Here is a 20,044-nt window from a genome sequence, read left to right as displayed (position 1 = left end):
GTAATACAAATAACACAAAAACATCTCGTCCTTTTTGTTGATTTTAGTTAGAAAACCTCTAAGTATAGACGAATGGTATTTTACCGTAGATTAGACTATTTTTTTATGATTTAACTTAAAAAAGATTAACTGTATAATTAAAAGTAAAAACATAGCTAAAATTTGCATGTGCACGACTTGCTCTAAACTATCATGAAAGAAAACAACTAACCCCATTTGCAAAACACCAAATAACCCAGAAATAACTACAGGCACATATTTATCTAAAGACAGGTAGTAATAGGCAAAAATGTTAGATATTGCAAACATAGATGTTGCTAAAGCATATTTCCATAACAAAGGAGCCATGGCTAAATAACTTTTACCAAATAATATAATTATTGCTGTTCTTGGAAAAAACACACAACCTAATATTATTGCAACTGCAATTCCTGCAATGTATAACACATATTTAAATAATACAGGGGCGGTTTCTTTGCCTTCTTTTTTAAGCTGAATAACCGTTGGCAATAATAACATTACAAACATCCATGCTATAAAATAAACTATGCGACCAATTAATGCTAAAGAAGCGTACAAACCCGCATCGTAAGACTCGAAATAATGCTTCACTAAAAGTATATCGCTATTATTAATTATAATTTGAGTGAGTTCGTAAAATGCAGTTATTACAAAAAAGCTTTTTATGGCTTTCGAGTTTTCTTTACTAAGCTTAAATATTTTATTCGACTTTATTTCTGGTTTTTTAAAAGGTATAAGTCCAAAAACAAAAGACAATAATATCCCAATAGAAATTACGACCGACGATTGTATTTTAAATAAAAATATTAACCCCAATGTAATTATTAAACGACTTAACATTTCGCTTTGGTAAGTTATAGAAAGCTTTTTAAAAGCCTTTTTCCCCTGAAAAACACCACGATTTACACTCATTAAAAAGTACAGAGGAACACCAAAACCAAAAACCATAAACATTGTTGATGATGATGTATTAAAAACAACTTGTAATTGTTTAGAAAAAACCACTATTAACATCCCCATAATAGCGCCTGTTAACAGTGCATTTTTATAAATTCTAGATATAAAACTTTTAAAAATTTCGTTTTCAAAAAGCACCGAAAATTTTGCTGTTACTAACTGAAAAGTCATGGCGGCAAAACTTAATACCAACAGAAACGTTATTAAAACTGCCGCATCGGCAAATTGAGCTGGACCTAAAATGCGACCCAATATTAAATTGTATAAATAATTACCTCCGTTTACAACTAAAACACTTAGCATGAATAATTGTTCTGGTGTAATTTTTCTTGACTTTAAGGTCGCTAAAAGCTCCATAGTATTTTAATTTTTATTGTTGTTTGGGGTAAGAATAACTAATAACTCTTTCGTTCATTGAGTTTTTTTTTATAAAACTCACTGAGTTGCTTCCCTTCAATTAAAAAAATCTTTTTCTGTTTAAAAGCAAACAAGTTAAGCTCAATAATAGCCTTTATACCTGCCAGACTAATTGCATTTACCTTCTCAACATTAATTATGAGTTCGCTATTAAATTTTAGAAGTGTTTTAATCCTCTCTTTAAATTGCGAAACGTTAGAGGCGTTTATTTCTCCTTTTGCCACAAAAATCTTATCTTTTCGTTTAATTTCCACAATCGATTTGAGTAATATTAAATTATTAATTCTATTATTAGTGAAACAAATATCTTCAAATTAACAATAATCCACTTGTAAATTTCGGTGAGACGCAATTTGCTTTAGGTGAATGAAATGGATTTTAGTATTAACTTACAGCATGATTACAAAACTAAAATTATGACCATAAAAAACCCCTTAATTTACCTTATACTGCTTCTTGTAAGTTATACCTATAGCCAAAACATGCAAGAAGGTTTTAATTACTTAGAAAAAGGCAACTACGAAGATTCTGAAACTTTTTTTAAAAATATTTTAGTTGATTACCCAAATAACAAAACAGCAAGATTATGCTATGGTCGTGCTATTGGTTTAAATGGTAAAGCGCCAGAAGCTCAAGTGCTATTTACTAAATTACTTGAAGATTATCCTAACGATTTTGAAGTGAAACTAAATTATGGAGAATCTTTATTATGGAACAAAAATTTTAAAGAAGCTAAAACCTTTTTTAAAACCCTAATTGATGAAGATCCTGAAAGTTTTGCGGCCTTATTAAGCTATGCCAATACGCTTTCAAACTTAAAAGAATATCAAAATGCTTTAACTTACATAGACAAGGCGCTTGCCGTATCTCCTGGCAATCCCAATGCATTAATTTCAAAAAAATATATTTATTTAGGTTATGCCTACCAAAAACAACAATCTCAAAATTATAATGAAGCTGAAACATTGTTAAAAGAAAGTCTTAAACTCTTTAATAACGATAAAGATACACTAATAAACCTTGCCAATTTATACTTAATTGCGAACCGACTTGATGATGCAGAAAACACATATAATTTAATTGGTGAAAACCCTGAAAACAAACTTATAGCTTTAAACGGATTAGCACTAGTAAAGCACTTAAAAAGCAAAAACAAGGAAGCCTTAAACATTAGCGAAAAAGCATATTCGAGCTTAAAAACCGATACTAATAATAATTTAAAACAAGCCACAACAGAACGTTATGCTCAAGCTTTAATTTGGAATAAAAAATTTAAACAAGCTGATGTATTAATTTCCAGTTTAAATGAAGAACATCCTAACCAAAATTGGGTTTTATCTTTAAGAGCCACTTTAAATATTTATAAAAGTAATTTTAGTGACAGTGTTACAGATTACAATAAAATATTAAAAAATGATAGCACCTCTTTTGATGGTAACTTAGGGAAAGCCAACGCTTTAAAAGCTCAGGGTTTTTATAAAAAAGCATACACTTGGGCAGAAAACACTTTAAAGTTTTATAAAAAACAAAAAGACGCTAGTAACTTCATATCTAATTTAGATAGAAGTTTTACTCCTTTTTTAGAATCTAAAGCCTCTTATTCATTTGATAATGGCGATAACAAAGCTTTCAACCTACAAACAAGTTTAGAGCTTCCTACCTCAATTAAATTTAAATGGTTAGCTAATTATGCATATCGCAATACAAGTAATAAAGTAACAGACAATGATGCAACATCTCACACATTTTCTGGCGGATTCTCATATCAGCTTTTAAATACAATAACACTAAAAGCCATTGCAGGTATAACGGCCGCTAACGCAAATAATGATAGCTATACCCAATTAGTTTCTGATGTTTCGTTTAACATAAAACCCTTAAAACTACAAGTTTTAGACATAGGCTATAATCGTGAAATACAAAGTTTTAACGCAGAGTTATTAGATAGAGAAATTGTAATGAACAACATTTATGCAAACTACAGTTTAAGCACAAATTTTAATTTAGGTTGGTTTACACAATATTTTTATACCTGGCAAAACGATGATAATGCCAGAAACTTGCTTTTCACTTCTTTGTATTACAATATTTTAAGTAAACCCTCTTTAAAAGCGGGTTTAAATTACCAATATATTACTTTTAAAAACCAAGTTCCTACTATTTATTTTAGTCCTGATAAATTTAATGCTGCTGAAATTTTTGCTAATATTATTAAAGATGAAGCTATTACAAAACCAAAAGAATGGTTTTACGAACTTACAGCTGCCACCGGATTACAATATATAGATAACGATGCTAGCCAAAGCACATACAGACTACAAGGTAAATTAGGTTATAAATTTTCCGAACGCTGTATAACCAACCTTTTTGGGACAAGAAGTAACATTGCATCTGCTACTGCTGCTGGATTTACTTATACCGAAATTGGAGTGCGCTTTAAATGGTATTTATTTAATTCTCCCATTTTTCGTAAATAAAACTCATAACATTTGTTGAGTGCAACCATAAAAAAATAATGATAAAACTATTTCTAATTTTAATAACCACAATCACACTCTACAGCTGTAGTAAACAGAAAAAGGAAAAAGTAATCTTTGAAAAGCAACCTAAATATATTGAGACTCCAAATGAGCAAATTGACTCTCTTACAATTCCTGAAAGTAAAAGCCAAAAAGATGAAATTATTATTGAACGATACTTCCCTGAAGAAAATGAAACTGTAAAATTCGACACAATTGTATCGGCTCTAAATATTAAAATTTCAATTAAAAGTACAACTCTCGACTCTTATGTAACTAACGAATTTAAAACCGACGGAGTTAAACATATTGACAAATACAGAGACAGTGAAAAACACTTAATTATAAAGAAATATAATGAAGTTGTAATTGATACTGTTTTTAAGAAAAATGATTTCAGAGAATTGACGGGACAAGACTTTTTAAAAATTGCTAATTTACATGGCTATTGGTTTAACAAAATAGAGAACGATACTATTGAATTGTTCGGAGTGATAAGCAAACCAGAGACCGATTGGTCTGTAGCGTTTTATCATTTTATCAATTTAAAATCTATGACTTTTGAATTAAGGGAATATTTTGATGAACAAAGCTTCAAATAACTATATTCCAACCCATTAAAAAAAAAAAAAAAAAACCATTCCTTAAATTTATTCTGTACACAAAAAAAGGGTTAAAGTATAATACCTTCACCCTTTTAATAAATAATTTGTAAAAATTACTCTTTCATAAATGTACCAGAGTAAACTTTTTTGTTGCTATCAATTAATTTAAACTTATATATGCCTTTTGATAAATTTGGAGCTTTGTATATGGCTTCATTTCCATTAACAGAAATTACTTGTGCATCTACCTCTCTTCCTAACATATCATAAACTTGAATACTTACATCTGTGGCAACACTTTCCAACTTAATTACCGTTGTACTTTTAAACGGATTAGGGTAAGCCGTTAACCCATTTTCACTAGTTACGTCATTAACAGATAACGAGTTGCTTGCACTAGAAAAACTAACTTGCTTTAAGTCTAAACTTTTAGTTTCAACAGTTCCGTTTTCTGATAACATTGTAAACACAATTGACGTGACATCGGAAGCCTCTATACTTTCTCCGTTTAAGTTTTTAAAATCGTCAAAAGAAACAGAAAACTCTTGAAAATTATCAGATAACGCAATGGTTGTTTTGTATTGTTCTCCCCAATTTGTAATGCTTTCTTTAACTAAACGTATAATTAAATTACCGGTTCCTTTTGCTGTAAAATTAAAGGTGTCATACTCCAATAAATCAACAGCATTGAATTTTGGTGTTAATGCTCTATAAACTGCTACGTAATCGTCAATTTCTGCTTGTAGAGAAATATTTCTTTCAACCGCAAACGAATTTTCATTAATTACCTCATCGTTTTCTTGAACATTATAAAAAAGAACTTCTGTACCCGTAGCAGCATCATCGTAGCCCCATGGGCCATCCGATAAAAATAAATCGTCTGGAGTAGCTATACCATCACCTATTCTAAAACCAATATCAAATAAGTTTCCAGCATCTACCTCAATAGAGGTAATATAACTACCTGTTAAATCGATACTTGAAGATACGTTTTCTACAGTTTCTGTTTCGGTAGTTCTTACACCGCCATCAAAATTAACTGCTTCGGTTCTATTTGTATTTACTATCTGTAAATCTAATTTTCCGTTGCGATATTTTCCTTTTCTAACAAAAACTGTTGGTGGCGTAGAATTATTGTAGCCTACTATAGGTTTTTGAACCTCTAACAAATTTAAAACTTCCTCTCCTAGCATTAATAAATCGTCAAGGGAGTTAGACCAAATTTGAAAGTTATAAAACCCAACATTATCCTCATACTTATCTAGTGTCCAATGACTTTCCACTTCAAAGTTCGCATCACCGTTTACTGGTTTTGCAGAAAGGCTTAACACAAATTCTAAAGCCCCTTCGGTGTTCCTAATTAATGTTTTTATAAATGATTGTTCTTTAATTTCAATTGTTGAAACTGATATTATTTCGGCTCCTAAAAGTCTATCACAAATATATTTAGTGTGCTCGTAAACACCATTTTCGGTTTCTAATAAAAGAATTGATGCAACGGTTTTATCATTTTTTTGATAATCTACCGAATAAACATCTACAGCGTTAGTGATTCCAATTAAATCGGTTGGAGAAGCCTCTAATGCCTCATCTTCGCTTATAACTCCTAAAGGAACAAAATCGCTTAAACTTAAATTCTCACCATTACCTTTAGCTGTCGAGCCTTTTCCATACTTCGATGTTTTTTGAAGTTTCTTAGCTGTTAATTTATTAAATTTATAACCTCTTCTCGCTCTATTAAAATTACGTTTAGAAATTTGCATCGCCAAACGGTTATTACTTTCTAAACCGCCTTCGTTAGATCCAGAAGTACTGCTAATTTCAAGCACTGGACAAGAAGCGTATCCAGAACAAGATGGATCTTCACAATCTACCAAACCATCGCCATCATCATCAATTCCGTTAGTACAGTCTTCTTGTGGCACTGGTGCTGTGGGACATCTAGCACCATCATTAGAAGCGCTTGAAGGCCCAAATGCAAATAGATTAGATTCTATAACATTAATACCATTTAAATCTTGAACAGATTGGATAACATATATTGTACCGGTTTGGTTTGCTGAAACATAAAAACGTCCTGATGCATCGAAATAAACCGCACCATAAGTATAATTTAAACCAGATAATATAGGCACAACACCTAAATTTTGAACAAGTCCGGTTTGTGCGTTAATTCTATATAATATGTTTGTTGTTTTTTCTACGGTATAAAGAAATCCGTCTACAGCATTAAAAGCCCAATCATGAACATTAATATTAATATCTAAATTATGAGATGATAAATATTTACCATAATTGGCAGATTCTGGATTAACATCAACAGCATAATAAGTTGTTCCTCCTGGTTTTAAATAATAAATTCCAGTGGCACTAATATCTCCAACATATCTATTTTTGGTTGGCAACTCATCAATATAGAAAGTTGTTGTTTGAAAATTTTTACCAATTCTAACGATAGACTTTTCCGGAGTACTTAACGACCCCCAAATATAGCCATCGGCAGGGTTGTAGGCTGCGGCGTTTATGTTGCCAGGCGTAACATCGGTTGCAACCGCATAGGAATTTCCAGATGCTAAGTCGATAGCATAAACATCGTTGTATTGAAACAAATAAGCGTTATAATCGCAATTAAACGGCTGTTCTTGAGCAAAAAGGCTCCCCGAAATTAAAACAAAAAAGAGTAATAATTTTTTCATAATATAAGTAGGTTTATACTACAATATTAAATTATTACTTGTCTGTGAAATTTAAATTTCGTTGGATGAATTTTAAGTGTAGACGAATGGTTAAATTAACACGATAAAATTACAGTAAATTTAAACGTTTCATTAATTCTGGTCTATTAGAACGACTTACAGGAATTACATCTCGCTTAATTAAAACGCTATTATCCTCTATATCAATTATTTTTTTAATATTGATGATGTACGAACGATGTACTTTTAAAAATAAATCGGCAGGCAGCTTTTCTTCAATATTTTTCAATGTAGAATGTACCGTATAGTTTTTATCTTCGGTTTTAACTTGAATATAATCTCCTTTTGCCTCAATAAGATAAATACTTGGTATATCAATTTTTATTAGTCGCCTATCTATATTTATGTACAAGTGATTATCTGTGAGCGAATCGCCATCGTCTGCATTTACCTCCTCTTTCTCCTCGACTTTATTCGCCAAAAAGGATTCTGCTTTTTTTATGCTTTTTAAAAATCTTTCCTGAGAAATTGGCTTCACCAAATAATCTACTATACAATCGTATTCGAATGCTTGAATTGCAAATTTTGCATCTGAGGTTGTTAAAATTATTTTTGGCGGGTTTTTTATGGTATCTATAAAATCGAATCCCGTAAAATCTGGCATGTGTATATCTAAAAAAATTAAATCAACTGAATTTTGATTTAAATATTTTATAGCCTGAATTGCATTAGGAAATTCTCCTAAAACGTTAATTGAAGTTACACTAGAACACAATTGATTAATGATTGCACGAGCTGTTGCTTCATCATCAATAATAATACAATTCATAAAAGTTAGTTATAATTGATCTAAATATAATGTCATGATTTGTAAAATAGCCTCGAACTCGTTTTTAAGGTCTGTTTTGCCTTCAATTAAGTTTTCTTCGTAAGCTACGGCTATATCATAACTTTTTTCAAGGCCCAAAATACTAATTTTATGCTTAAGTTTGTGTACATTTTCAGCGCTTTCTTTATGTTTTTTTTGAGATACATTGTAATAATACACGTCTTTTTCTTGAGGAAACTCTAATTTAATTATTTCTATTAGCTTTTGCTCAAAGGCTTTATCGCCACCAGACATGCTTTTAATATATGATAAATTTGGTTGTTCCATGATATTATTTTTTTATCGTAAAGTAAAATGTTGAACCCATATCTACTTTAGATTTTAGCCAAATATTGCCCCCATACATCGTTACAATTTTTTTTGCTATCGATAAGCCCATACCAATTGCACCAACTTTTATTTCAAGTTTCTCAAAAGTTTTAAATATTCTATCGAAATATTTCTCTTCAATACCTTTACCATTATCTTTAACGTAAAACTCCCAAAAGTCTTCATTTTCGGTAAAACCTATTTCAACCTTACCTTGTTTTTTGTCGTTAAAATTTATTGCATTGGTAATTAAATTTCTAAAAATTTGTTGAATTCTATATTTTTCACCTTTTATTAAAGGTAACTGCTGTTTTTTCTCGATGGTAATATTATCTGGAATTTCAATTCTTCCTAAAATTTCATTAACGGCATAATCTACATCGACAATATACATGCCTTCTTGAGCTCTACCAATGGTAGAATACTCTAAAATACCATTAATTAAAAGTTCCATTTTTTCTACATGACTTCTAATTTGATAAATAGTATGCTTGTCGCTTTCGTTAAAGGTTTCTTGATTATCGTCGTAAAGCCATAAAATTAAGGTGTCTAAACTTCTTAAAGGCGACTTTAAATCGTGCGATATCATGTGAGCATAATCACTTAGTTCTTGGTTTTGGTAAGATAATTCTTCTAGAAGCTTTTCTCGTTGTTGGTTTGCTTCTGCTATTTTTTGTGCTTGGCTTTCTATAAAGTTCGCTAATTTTTGGCCATCTAAATTTACTAACTCTTGGCCATCTTCTGTGGTTAGCTGACCTAAATTTAATGCTTTAACTACATTATTAAGTTTATTTATAACAACCTTTTGAGCGTTGGCTTCTTCTTGTAGTTTTTGATTAGCAGTAAACAGCTCTTCCGAACTTAATTGCATAGCGCGTTGCTGCATAACAAATTGTTCGTCGAAATTATTATACGAAAGGTTTACGGCATCTAGAAATGCTTTTACTTGCTCGTTTTCGGCAAGATCATCACTTAAATGTTTCCGTATTTGTCTTTTTAATAACGAATTCATTATTCACTTAATAATGTTACTGTCATGGTTTGATTATGTAACTGACAATTACTTTCTCCGTTAAATGGCGCTATTTCTCCATAGGAATAAAACCCGGAAATTACAGTGTTTTCACCAACTACCGATATGACTTCTTCTACCTCTTCTTCTACGCGTTGATCTAACACCAACTTTCTTCCAATACAACTCACCAAAAACGCTAATTCAGGAGATTTTTCTCTATTTAAACTAGCTTGTTTTGCTGCACGCTCTGAAGCATTAGCTATATTATCTACATTCGTCATCATGAGTTGTACTTTTGAGTTTTCTGGAATATCGCCAGCAAAAATCATGGAATGGTCTTCTTCGTTTATATTTAAAATTGTTCTTACAATAGATTGATCTTCGTTTTCTATTCTCACATTCATGGGATAAAGTAAGGCAGCTCCTGGCAAATCTTTCGATTTTTCGCCCAAGTACTTTTTATACAAATCTAAAGCTGGTTGATTGTCTAACTCATAAAGTGTATTTCCTTGAGATTTAGTTACAATACGTTCTGGCCCAAATGGTGTCCAGCCTCCATAAATTGAAAACGACACTTCTAATGAATCGCCATAAAATCCAACGGCAACAATTTCGCCCTCTTTAGGGCTTTCGTTGTAAGATGCTAATGTTTTTTCGAACCTTGCCGCATCACCACATAACCCTCCTGTTATTAAAACATTATTACAAGCAGCATTCATACCTTTTGTTAGTTGACTACCGTTAACCAAACTACCTTCTGAAACTACAAAAATGAATTTTAAATTTTCTTTTTTAAATTGATTTATAATATCGCTTCCTGTTTTAAAACTATCATCTGTTAAAGCAGATATATTAGTAGTTTTTACTTCGAAAGTACTTTTTTCGAACTCAATGGCCGTAATGGTTATAGAGTCTTCATCAACCGAATGAGCGGTTATATCGCCACTTGTTGATGCAAAAATTATATGGGCATTTGGAAATAATTCACTTACCTCGTCATAAATATTGGCTTGTTCTAATAAAAATCGATTACCAAAAACTAAAACTAATGGATTATTTAAGTTTATTTTTTTGCTTAAATATTCCCAACCGATATTTTCTTTCTTTTTTAACTGAACTATTTTCATTTGCTATATTTTTTTTAATGTAAAATAAAAGGTAGTTCCTTTTGTTGGCTCACTTTCTAACCATATTTCTCCTTCATGCATTTCAACAATTTTCTTAACGATAGAAAGACCTATTCCTGTGGAGTCTTTTCGTTTATTTAGAGACAGAAAAATTTTAAATATTTTATCGTGAAATTTTTTATCGATCCCTATACCATTATCTTTTACAGAAAATAAGAAGTAATCTCCTTGTGTTTGTACATCAATTTCTACTAATCCGTTTTCTTTATCAATAAATTTTATAGCATTACTCATTAAATTTTGAAACAGCTGCTGCAACTTAATTCGGTTGCCGCTAATGCTTGGTAAAGCGTTTAGAACTTTTACATTAATATGACTTGGTTTATGCAAAATGCCAATTAAATCAGTCACTAATGTGTTTAAATTTACTTGTTCTTTTTCGCCGTCGTCCGAACCAATACTTGAAAACTCTAACACGTCGGTAATTAATTGTTCCATTTTTTCGAGTGTGCTTTCAATATGAGCTATATTTTGCAAACTTACCGCATCTAAATTATCTTTATTATCTTCTTTTAGCCAGCTAACTAAAGCATTTATACTGCGTAAAGGCGATTTTAAATCATGAGAAACAACGTGTGCATACTCGTAAAGTTCATCGTTACTTTTTTCTAACTTTTTTAATAGGTTTTCCTTTTGTAGTTGTAAACTTTTAATATCGGATATATCGAAATTTATTCCAATAGACCCCACAACTTCTCCTTTTAAATTATAGTTTGGTGCACCACTGACCAACCAATGCCGTAATTCTCCGGCTTTATTTTTTATACGAATTTCGTAGGAATCAGTTTTTCCTTTTTTACGATTTAAAATTTGTTCTTGTATTATATCCTTATCGTCTTCATAGGGTAAAAAATCTTTACCTACTTTACCTATTATTTCGCCTTCGTCGTAACCCGTCATCTCGCAAAAGCTCTTATTTGCCATTACAATTCTGTCGTTTACATCAACTTCAATTAAGCCCAAATTCATGTTAGAAATTATACTTGAATACTTAAATTTTTCAGCTTCTAAACTTCTTCTATACTGTCTTCTAATGGTAAAATCTTTGTATTTCCACAAATGGCCTTTATAAACACCTTCTCTAAACACAGGTATATAATCACGCTCAAATATGCGACCGTCTAACGTTTCTAAATCTTCGTTTAATACGGGCTTTTTTTCTTTAAATATGGTGTTTACATCATCAATAAATTTTTGAGAATATTTAAAACTTTGTTTTATTTGATCTATAATTAGTTCGCAATCCTCACCTATTAATTCGTGAGGTCTTTGTTCTAAATTGAAAAACTCACAAAATTTGTTATTTACAAGGATAATTTTTCGATTCTCGTTTTCCAGAAGTACGCCTTCTTCAAGGTTTTGAATTAATGTTGCTAATCGTTCTTCAGATTCTATTAGCTTTTCTTTTTCATATTTCGCCTGTGTTATATCTCGAACAATGCCGTGAGATGCAATAGGAAAACCGTTATCATAAATAACACTTGCATTAATTTGAACTATAACATCTCGATTATCTTTAGTTGTTATATTTACAACCAAGTTACTAATAGATCCTCCTTCTTTATAAACCACATTAAAGGCTTGGTAAACATCTTCGTATTGATCTGGACGTACAAGTTCCATTAAATTACAATTATCGTTTACACTATTTAAACCTAAAAGTTTAACTGCTGAGGCATTCATTTTTATAATATTCCCCTCGACATCGGCAACTACATAGGCGTCCACAATATGCTCGAACACACCTTGTAACTGCGAGTCTGTTTTAGAATAGGTAGATTCTAAATCTAAATAAGCATTAGCTAATTTTTGATTAGACTCATATAATTCTGCAGATTTTTTCTCTAAAATAGATTCCGCTTGTTTTCTTGCCGCTTTTTCGCGAGCAAGAGCGCGTTGGAGTATGTCAATTTTATCTTGACTCATTTAGTTCTTATTAATTATGAACTTTACTTCGGTTGCCACATCATTAAGTTTTTCAAACTCAATTGTAGCGGTTTCATTAAAATGTTCGAAAGTTTTATTCATGAGTCCCAAACCAAAGGCATGCATTGCTCTACTAGATTTGTAAATTAAAACTAATTTTTTAGATGTTTTTTCTAGTACGTTAAAAGTAGGCAATTCGGCATCTGGGTATATTTTTCTTACTTCAACATGAATATGGTTTTCAATTGAAGCTAACATTTCAATAGGATCGGTATACATATTTAATATGCCAGAATAGCTCCTTTTTATAACACTAAAAAAATGTTCGGCGTAAACTTGCAATAAATCGTCGATTGAAATATTTGTATTTTCGCTTAAATGTGTTAGCAATTGCAGCATTTCGGAAAATTCGTATGTTCCTACAGATGTATAAACACCTTCAGATTTTAAATTAGAACTGGTAATGATTTTATCAACCATTTCAATTCCAAATTTATCTTCTACTAAATCTAAAAATTCTGTAAAAACAATCCCTTTCACTATATTTTCTTTAATTCGTTAATACTCCAATATGCCAGAACACTTTGTATTTTCGTGATGTATTCTTCATACTTTAAAGGCTTTAAAACATAACCTGCTATTCCAATTTTATAACACTCTAATAAATCACGCTGATTGCTTGATGTTGTTAAAATTATAGTTGGAATATATTTTAAAATATCGTCTTTTTTCAAAACCTCTAAAAATTCAATACCATTTAACTTTGGCATGTTTAAATCTAATAAAATTATATCAGGTAACTCGCCTTTATTTTGCAATACATCTAAGGCTTCTTCTCCATTATTTGCTTCTATGACATTATGATTTAACTGAAGTGATGAAATAGCTCTGTTTAATTTCATAACTTCGATTACATCGTCTTCTATTAATAAAACATTTAAAACTTTAGACATGATAAGCTTTTTTGAGATTTGGGTATAAAAATATAATTTAACCTCTTACTTATTATAATAGTTCGTTAACATAAAAATAAGTGTAGACGAATGGTAAAATGGAATAGACGAATGGTTTTTCCAAAAACAAAAAAAATATCTAAACTACTCATAAACCACTATAAACAGGGCAGTTACACCCAAAAAGAAACATGAAAAAATACTACAAATAGGGTGTAAAAATAAAGCAAATGCCTGGTAAAATTAAATTAATTTCCATTCAGCATCTCTGGAGTTGCTACCGTTCTAAATCCAGAATGATCTGATCCAGAATCGGAACTTGAACCCATTCTAGCCGAAATTCTAAAACTCGCGCAATAGGAAGCATGACACAAAAAAGAACCTCCTTTAATAACGTGCTCTTCTTGATAAGGATTACTTGGGCTATAACTATCTGTAGCTCCCGTAGGGTTTACTAACGACTCGTTTGGATTGATTTGCTGATAATAATTTACATTAAACAAATCACTTGTTAGCTCCCAAACATTACCCATCATATCGTATAAACCAATACTATTTGGTTCGTAAGATTTTACAGGAGCAATAAGCTCGAAACCATCTTGAGATTCGTTTTTGGTAGGAAAAACGCCCTGCCAAGTATTTGCTTTTTGAGTAAGCACTTCTGGGTTATTTCCCCAAGTATAAATATTATCTTTTAAAGTTCCTTGAGCAGCTGCTTCCCACTCCGCTTCGGTTGGTAAACGCCTGTTAGCCCATTTGCAATACGCGACAGCATCTTGATACGCTATGTGCACTACCGGATAATTTTCTTTACCTTCAATGGTACTTTCTGGTCCTTCGGGATGTTGCCAGTTGGCTCCTATTTTCCAAGTCCACCATTGCGTATAATTATCCATAGTTGCAACTTGACTAACATTTTTATTAAAAATTAGGCTTCCAGGTTGTAGCACAGAATCGTGTGGCTTTGGGGTTCCTGGAGGTAAACTTTCTTTCATTTCATCCCAGCTAATTGGACGTTCTGCAATGGTTATGTAACCCGTTTCATCAACAAATTTCTTAAACTGTTTATTGGTAACTTCTGTAACATCTATAAAAAACCCATCAACTGTAACTAAATGCCCTGGTTTTTCTCTGGGCATAGCATATTGATCTCCTGGTTTGGCGCCTTGTGTAAAGGTTTTTCCACTTACCCAAACCATCCCTTGTGGTGCTGATGGTGCCGTCTCTTTTACAATATTGTCTTGGTTAATTTTAGATTGCTTTGGATTTTTACAATTAAATAAAAATATAGAATGAACTAATAATATAGGCAGAAGAATAGATTTTTTAACGCTCACTGGATAGGTTTTATAATTACTTATTTAAACAAATATAACGATTGCTTTACTTGGGTAATTTGTTTTATTACACTTTAACAGAATACAGGTTTTAAGTATTTAACTCCTAGCCTTATTAAGCTGCCTATCGTACATTACAATACTTCCAGCTACCGAAACATTTAAACTTAAGGTTGATTTAAATTTTACCAAAAAATGCGATTTGTCGATAGCCTCGTTGGTTAAACCGTGATCTTCGGCACCTAACAAATAAACACAGCGTCTTGGATGCTGAAAAGACTCTAAGTCTTGCGATTTTTCATGAAGCTCAACACCTACTATTCTGGCGCCTTTGGGTAAATTATTAAAAAATTCGTCGAAATTATCGTAATGAAAATAAGGCATCGATTTAACAGCATTATGAGTATCGCACGCTTGTTTAGCGTATCGATTACCAATTGTAAAAATAAAACTAGCACCCATATTTTGGGCCGAACGCCACAAAACCCCTAAATTTTCTGGTGTCTTACCATTTAAAATACCAATACCAAAAAACTCGTTTACAAAGTTGTTGTTCATTTAGTAAAAATATAAAACTTTAGCATAAATGAACAACAAAGGTTTTTGGTTCTGTTATAAAGAAAAACGATTATTTTATTAAGTGTTTTGGTAAATCGGATACTTGTTTACAACATAATTGCTCTAAAATTTGTTGCAGTTCGGTTTTAAGCAATCCAATAGTATGATCGCCGCCTTGTTTTCCTAAAGCACCAACACCATACATAAAACTTCTACCCATAAAGGTAAACTTAGCGCCACTAGCCATTGTTCTGGCAATATCTGGACCGGTACGAATACCACTATCCATCATAATGGTTATTTGGTCGCTATATTTTTCTACAATTCTTTCTAAAGGTTTTATTGTTGATTCACCAGCGTCTAATTGACGACCGCCATGATTGGAAACAATAATACCATCGAAACCTAAACGAATTGCCGCTTCTGTATCCTCCATTGATGCAACTCCTTTTAAAACCAACTTCCCTTTCCACATATCGCGAATTGGCTTAATGCGTTCTTCGTTTAATCTTCCAGAAAAAGTTTCGTCCATAAACTTACCTAGCTGTTTTAAATCTAAACCTTTAGGCATGTATGGTTTTAAAGTTTCAAAGTTTGGTTGCCCGTACTTTAATGTATTTAAAGCCCAGGCAGGTTTCCCTAACACTTGAATAATATTTTTAAGCGTCATTTTTGGTGGCATAGCCAAACCATTTCGAATATCTCTTGGTCTAAAACCAAAGGTTGGCACGTCGCACAAAACCACTAGCACGGGACACTCTGCAGCTTCGGCTCTTTTTATTATATCATCTCTAAGTTCTGTTTTAGCCGGATGATATAATTGAAACCACGCCTTACCCTCTGTAATCTCGCTAATACGCTCAATACTACTTGTAGTTACTGTACTTAAACAAAATGGGATATTATGATTAAAAGCCGCTTTAGCCAAAATTTCTGGTGAATTTGGCCACATTAACCCTTGCAAACCAACAGGAGCAATTCCAAAAGGCGCATCATATTCAATACCAAATAATTCGGTTTTTAAATTCGAGCCTTCGTAATTTCTCAAGTAATTAGGCAATAATTGTACTTCTCGTAACTCTGCCGTATTTCTGTGTAAGTTTACATCTTCGTTACAACCACCATCTAAATATTCGAACGCAAATTTTGGCATTCTTTTCTTCGCTTTTGCCTTTAAATCGTAAATGGAAGGATATTTTGTATTAAAACTAGGTTTCATAATGTTTTGGATAGCTATTATTAATTTTCTGTATACTTTTTATAAATATGTTAGCTAAAAAGTACGAAAGCTACTCGCGCGCTTTAAGGAAATTTAATTTTTAAGTTAATGTTTAATTTATTCTAAAGCTCTATCTAAATGCGTGTAACCACCATCTACATAAACCAACTGACCTGTGGTATGGCTCGATTTTGGAGATAACAAAAAGGCCACAGTATCTCCTAATTCTTCAGGAGTTGTCATTCTATTTTCTAAAGGAATATTTTTGGTTATAGCGGCTAATTTTTCTTCTTTATTAGGAAAGGTATTTAACCACCTTTCGTATAAAGGCGTATAACATTCGGCTACTATTAACGCATTAACACGAATACTATAAGGTAACAATTCTATAGCCCATTCTCTGGTTAAAGCGTTTCGGCCGCCGTTTGCAGAAGCATAGCCCGAAGTTCCCCCTTGACCGGTATCGGCAGTTTTAGACCCTACATTTACAATGGCTCCCTTGCTCTTTTTAAGCTCTGGCAATGCATATTTTGCCATTAAAAAATAATGAACAAGATTGCGCTTTAAAGATTCTATAAAGCTTTCGGCATCACCATTTTCTAGACCAACACCATCGTTAACACCGGCATTATTAACCAGACCATCAATACGACCATATTTATCAATTGTAGATTGAACCGCGTTTTTACATTGCTCAGCATCTGTAAGTTCGGCAATAGCATAAAACACCTCAGCATTTTGCGCTTTAAATCTCTCCATAACTTTTTCAACACTGGCTTTATTTCTGGTAATTATAACAGGTATAGCCTCTTCTTTAATTAAAGATTCTACAATACCTAACCCAACTCCTTTAGAGCCGCCGGTTACAATAATTACTTTATCTTTTAGTTGTAAATCCATTAGTTTAGTTTCTTAATTAGTTGTTTAGGTTATAAATTCTAACTGCATTTGCCCCCATAATTTTATTTATTTCTTCTATTGAAAATGAATTAAAAAAATCCTCTACAATATGAAGCACATCTTGGTATGCTCCCGCCAACAAACACACCGGCCAATCGGAGCCAAATAAAAGTCTATCTACACCAAAAGCTTCAACAGTTACATTTAAAAATTCGTGAAAATCCTTTTCTTCCCACTTAAAATCTTGAGTTTCGGTAACCATTCCCGACACTTTACAAGATACATTTTTATACGATGCTAAACGCTTAATATTAGTTTTCCAGTTGGTATTTGCTATTAATCCTTCTGAAATTTTTGGCTTCGCTATATGATCTAGAACAAATTGTTGTTCTGGAAACTTAGCTACCATTTTTATTACATTTTCTAATTGATTTGGAAAAACCAAAATATCGTAAACCAAGTTATACTTACTTAATTTGCTAATTCCGTTTAGAAAATCGTTTCGTAAAACAAAATCTTCTGTTTCAGCCTGTACAATATGCCTAACACCTTTAAATAATTTGTTTTGGGCAAAATGCTTTAATCTTTCGTCTACGTTCTTATTGCATAAATCTACCCAACCTACAACACCTTTTATAAAAGGATTATCTGCAGCACTTTGCAATAAAAAATTGGTTTCAGTTTCAGACTGGTCTGCTTGAACGGCAATGCAGCCATCAATATTATTGGCTTTTAAAATGGGCTTTAAATCCTTTGGTAAAAAATCCTTTCTAATAACCAACATAGAATCGTCGATCCAGCTATCTCTAACTGGATCGAAAACCCAAAAATGTTGATGTGCATCTATACGCATTATTTGTATGCTTTTACGTTTTGTTTTGAAACCCCCAAGCCTTCAATACCTAACTCCATAACATCGCCTTCTTTTAAGTACATTGGTGGGTTTAAACCTAAACCAACACCAAATGGTGTTCCTGTTGAAATGATATCGCCTGGTAAAAGCGTCATAAACTGGCTAATGTGGCTTACTACGTGTTGTACGTTAAAAATAAAATCGGAAGTGGTGCTATTTTGCATGACTTCGCCATTTAATTTTAACCATAAGTTTAAGTTATTTGGATCTTCAATTTCGTCTGTTGTTGCAATAAACGGACCTACTGGAGCGAATGTATCGCAACCTTTACCTTTACACCATTGTCCTGATTTTTCTATTTGAAAAGCACGCTCACTTACATCGTTGTGCAAAACGTATCCTGCTATATGATCGAAAGCATCTGCTTCTTCAACATAAGATGCTTTTTTACCAATTACAATAGCTAACTCGACTTCCCAATCGCTTTTTTCACTGTTTTTAGGAATGATAACATCGTCGTTTGGCCCAACTAACGCTGTTGTAGATTTAAAGAATAACACAGGCTCTTTTGGAATTTCCATACCAGCTTCGGCTGCGTGTTGTGCATAGTTTAAACCTACACAAACTATTTTTGATGGTCTGGTCAATGGCACACCTAAACGCACACTATCATCAACTTCTGGACAACTAGCTTGGTTAGTTTCTAACCACTTTGCTAATTTCTCGATACCATCATTTCCAAAAAAATCTTCATCGTAATCTTGCCCAAAAGCAGACACATCTATTTTTGTTCCGTTTGCTAACTGAACACCTGGTTTTTCTTCACCTACGGCTCCAAATCTTATTAATTTCATTTTAAAATATTTTTTTGAGTGTTTTTTAATTCCCGTTTAAAGTCACAAATCCGCCATCGATAGCGTAATTAGACCCTGTTATAAATCCGGCTTCGTCCGAACATAAAAACAATACTAAATCGGCCATTTCTTGAGGTTTACCCATTCTACCAATGGGTTGCGTTTGAGATAATTTAGCAAACATTTCGTCTTCTTTTCCTGGATAATTCTTTTTGATAAAACCATCTACAAATGGTGTATGCACACGACCTGGAGCTATACAATTACAACGAATACCATCTTTTAAATAATCTTTAGCTACAGAATAGGTAATGGTTAAAACCGCACCTTTGGTCATGGAATACGCAAAACGATCGTTTATACCAACTGTTGATGCTATAGATGCTAAATTTAAAATAACACCATTCCCTGATTTTTTTAAGGCCGGCAAACACGATTTGATACAGTTATAAACACCTTTAATATTTACATTGTATAACCTATCTAGGTCTTCTTCTTCGCAAGATTCAATATTTCCAACGTGAGCAATTCCCGCATTGTTTATTAAAATATCGATGTTTCCGTTTTCTGTAATGGCTTCTACAATGCTATCTACATTAGTTTTGCTAGCAACATCACATTTGTGTGCCGCAGCTTTACCATTCGCAGCTTCAATTTCTTTAACCGTTTCTTCGGCTGCTTCTAAATTAAAATCTAATATATGTACTTCGGCTCCTTGCTGTGCAAAAGTTAACGATATGGCTTTACCTATACCGCTACCGCCTCCAGTAACCAAAGCTACTTTATTTTTTAAACTGAATTTTGACATGTGATGTTAGTTGGATTAATA

General features: G+C 32.3%; 19 protein-coding genes. 2 read left to right on the top strand and 17 right to left on the bottom strand.

Features of this window, described 5'->3' with window-relative positions; all coding sequences use genetic code 11:
• Positions 1-90: 90 nt before the first annotated feature.
• Together LG651_RS06925 and LG651_RS06920 are read right to left on the bottom strand one after the other, a co-directional pair.
• The gene (locus LG651_RS06925; protein WP_226695406.1) at positions 91-1,335 is read right to left on the bottom strand and encodes an oligosaccharide flippase family protein; all 1,245 of its coding nucleotides are present in this window, start codon (positions 1,333-1,335) and stop codon (positions 91-93) included.
• A 38-nt stretch (positions 1,336-1,373) separates the two neighbouring features.
• Positions 1,374-1,649 carry an STAS domain-containing protein gene (locus LG651_RS06920; RefSeq protein WP_226695405.1) on the bottom strand — a complete coding sequence of 92 codons (276 nt, stop codon included), beginning with the start codon at positions 1,647-1,649 and terminating at the stop codon, positions 1,374-1,376.
• Positions 1,650-1,811: 162 nt separating this feature from the next.
• On the opposite strand from LG651_RS06920, the gene LG651_RS06915 reads away from it, so the two are divergent.
• Positions 1,812-3,872, top strand: a complete 2,061-nt coding sequence (locus tag LG651_RS06915; protein ID WP_226695404.1) for a tetratricopeptide repeat protein — start codon at positions 1,812-1,814, stop codon at positions 3,870-3,872.
• A 38-nt stretch (positions 3,873-3,910) separates the two neighbouring features.
• Entirely contained in the window at positions 3,911-4,516 is a 606-nt protein-coding gene (locus LG651_RS06910; RefSeq protein WP_226695403.1) for a DUF4738 domain-containing protein, read from the top strand.
• A 116-nt stretch (positions 4,517-4,632) separates the two neighbouring features.
• On the opposite strand, the gene LG651_RS06905 is transcribed toward LG651_RS06910, so the two are convergent.
• The 15 genes from LG651_RS06905 to LG651_RS06835 all read right to left on the bottom strand — a co-directional run bounded on the left by LG651_RS06905 (position 4,633) and on the right by LG651_RS06835 (position 20,023).
• Positions 4,633-7,215 (bottom strand): T9SS type A sorting domain-containing protein, encoded by a 2,583-nt coding sequence (locus LG651_RS06905; protein WP_226695402.1) that lies wholly within the window; start codon positions 7,213-7,215, stop codon positions 4,633-4,635.
• 109 nt (positions 7,216-7,324) lie between these two features.
• Entirely contained in the window at positions 7,325-8,044 is a 720-nt protein-coding gene (locus LG651_RS06900) for a LytR/AlgR family response regulator transcription factor (protein WP_226695401.1), read from the bottom strand.
• A 9-nt stretch (positions 8,045-8,053) separates the two neighbouring features.
• Complete coding sequence (locus tag LG651_RS06895; protein WP_226695400.1) at positions 8,054-8,371, bottom strand: Hpt domain-containing protein; 318 nt, start codon at positions 8,369-8,371, stop codon at positions 8,054-8,056.
• Between the two features lie 4 nt (positions 8,372-8,375).
• Entirely contained in the window at positions 8,376-9,425 is a 1,050-nt protein-coding gene (locus LG651_RS06890) for a sensor histidine kinase (RefSeq protein WP_226695399.1), read from the bottom strand.
• On the bottom strand, positions 9,425-10,555 hold the full coding sequence (locus tag LG651_RS06885; protein ID WP_226695398.1) for an FIST signal transduction protein: 1,131 nt from the start codon (positions 10,553-10,555) through the stop codon (positions 9,425-9,427). The genes LG651_RS06890 and LG651_RS06885 overlap by 1 nt, the downstream gene beginning before the upstream one ends.
• 3 nt (positions 10,556-10,558) lie before the next feature.
• On the bottom strand, positions 10,559-12,541 hold the full coding sequence (locus tag LG651_RS06880; RefSeq protein WP_226695397.1) for a PAS domain-containing sensor histidine kinase: 1,983 nt from the start codon (positions 12,539-12,541) through the stop codon (positions 10,559-10,561).
• On the bottom strand, positions 12,542-13,081 hold the full coding sequence (locus tag LG651_RS06875) for a heme NO-binding domain-containing protein (protein ID WP_226695396.1): 540 nt from the start codon (positions 13,079-13,081) through the stop codon (positions 12,542-12,544).
• Positions 13,081-13,494 (bottom strand): response regulator, encoded by a 414-nt coding sequence (locus tag LG651_RS06870; protein WP_226695395.1) that lies wholly within the window; start codon positions 13,492-13,494, stop codon positions 13,081-13,083. Before LG651_RS06870 ends, LG651_RS06875 begins: the two co-directional genes overlap by 1 nt.
• A gap of 248 nt (positions 13,495-13,742) precedes the next feature.
• Positions 13,743-14,831 (bottom strand): formylglycine-generating enzyme family protein, encoded by a 1,089-nt coding sequence (locus tag LG651_RS06865; RefSeq protein ID WP_226695394.1) that lies wholly within the window; start codon positions 14,829-14,831, stop codon positions 13,743-13,745.
• Positions 14,832-14,930: 99 nt separating this feature from the next.
• Positions 14,931-15,389 (bottom strand): RNA methyltransferase, encoded by a 459-nt coding sequence (locus LG651_RS06860; RefSeq protein WP_226695393.1) that lies wholly within the window; start codon positions 15,387-15,389, stop codon positions 14,931-14,933.
• 70 nt (positions 15,390-15,459) lie between these two features.
• Positions 15,460-16,608 carry an alpha-hydroxy acid oxidase gene (locus LG651_RS06855; RefSeq protein ID WP_226695392.1) on the bottom strand — a complete coding sequence of 383 codons (1,149 nt, stop codon included), beginning with the start codon at positions 16,606-16,608 and terminating at the stop codon, positions 15,460-15,462.
• A gap of 117 nt (positions 16,609-16,725) precedes the next feature.
• Positions 16,726-17,508 carry an SDR family oxidoreductase gene (locus tag LG651_RS06850; protein ID WP_226695391.1) on the bottom strand — a complete coding sequence of 261 codons (783 nt, stop codon included), beginning with the start codon at positions 17,506-17,508 and terminating at the stop codon, positions 16,726-16,728.
• Positions 17,509-17,524: 16 nt separating this feature from the next.
• Entirely contained in the window at positions 17,525-18,361 is an 837-nt protein-coding gene (locus LG651_RS06845) for an amidohydrolase family protein (protein WP_226695390.1), read from the bottom strand.
• Entirely contained in the window at positions 18,361-19,215 is an 855-nt protein-coding gene (locus LG651_RS06840) for a fumarylacetoacetate hydrolase family protein (RefSeq protein WP_226695389.1), read from the bottom strand. Before LG651_RS06840 ends, LG651_RS06845 begins: the two co-directional genes overlap by 1 nt.
• 25 nt (positions 19,216-19,240) lie before the next feature.
• Positions 19,241-20,023: an SDR family NAD(P)-dependent oxidoreductase gene (locus tag LG651_RS06835; protein ID WP_226695388.1), complete on the bottom strand. Its 783-nt coding sequence runs from the start codon at positions 20,021-20,023 to the stop codon at positions 19,241-19,243.
• Positions 20,024-20,044 lie beyond the last annotated feature (21 nt).

The organism is Neotamlana sargassicola, from assembly GCF_020523965.1.
GTDB lineage: Bacteria > Bacteroidota > Bacteroidia > Flavobacteriales > Flavobacteriaceae > Neotamlana > Neotamlana sargassicola.
The sequence above is the reverse complement of the archived record's forward strand: the minus strand, read 5'-3'. Positions and strand labels throughout refer to the sequence as shown.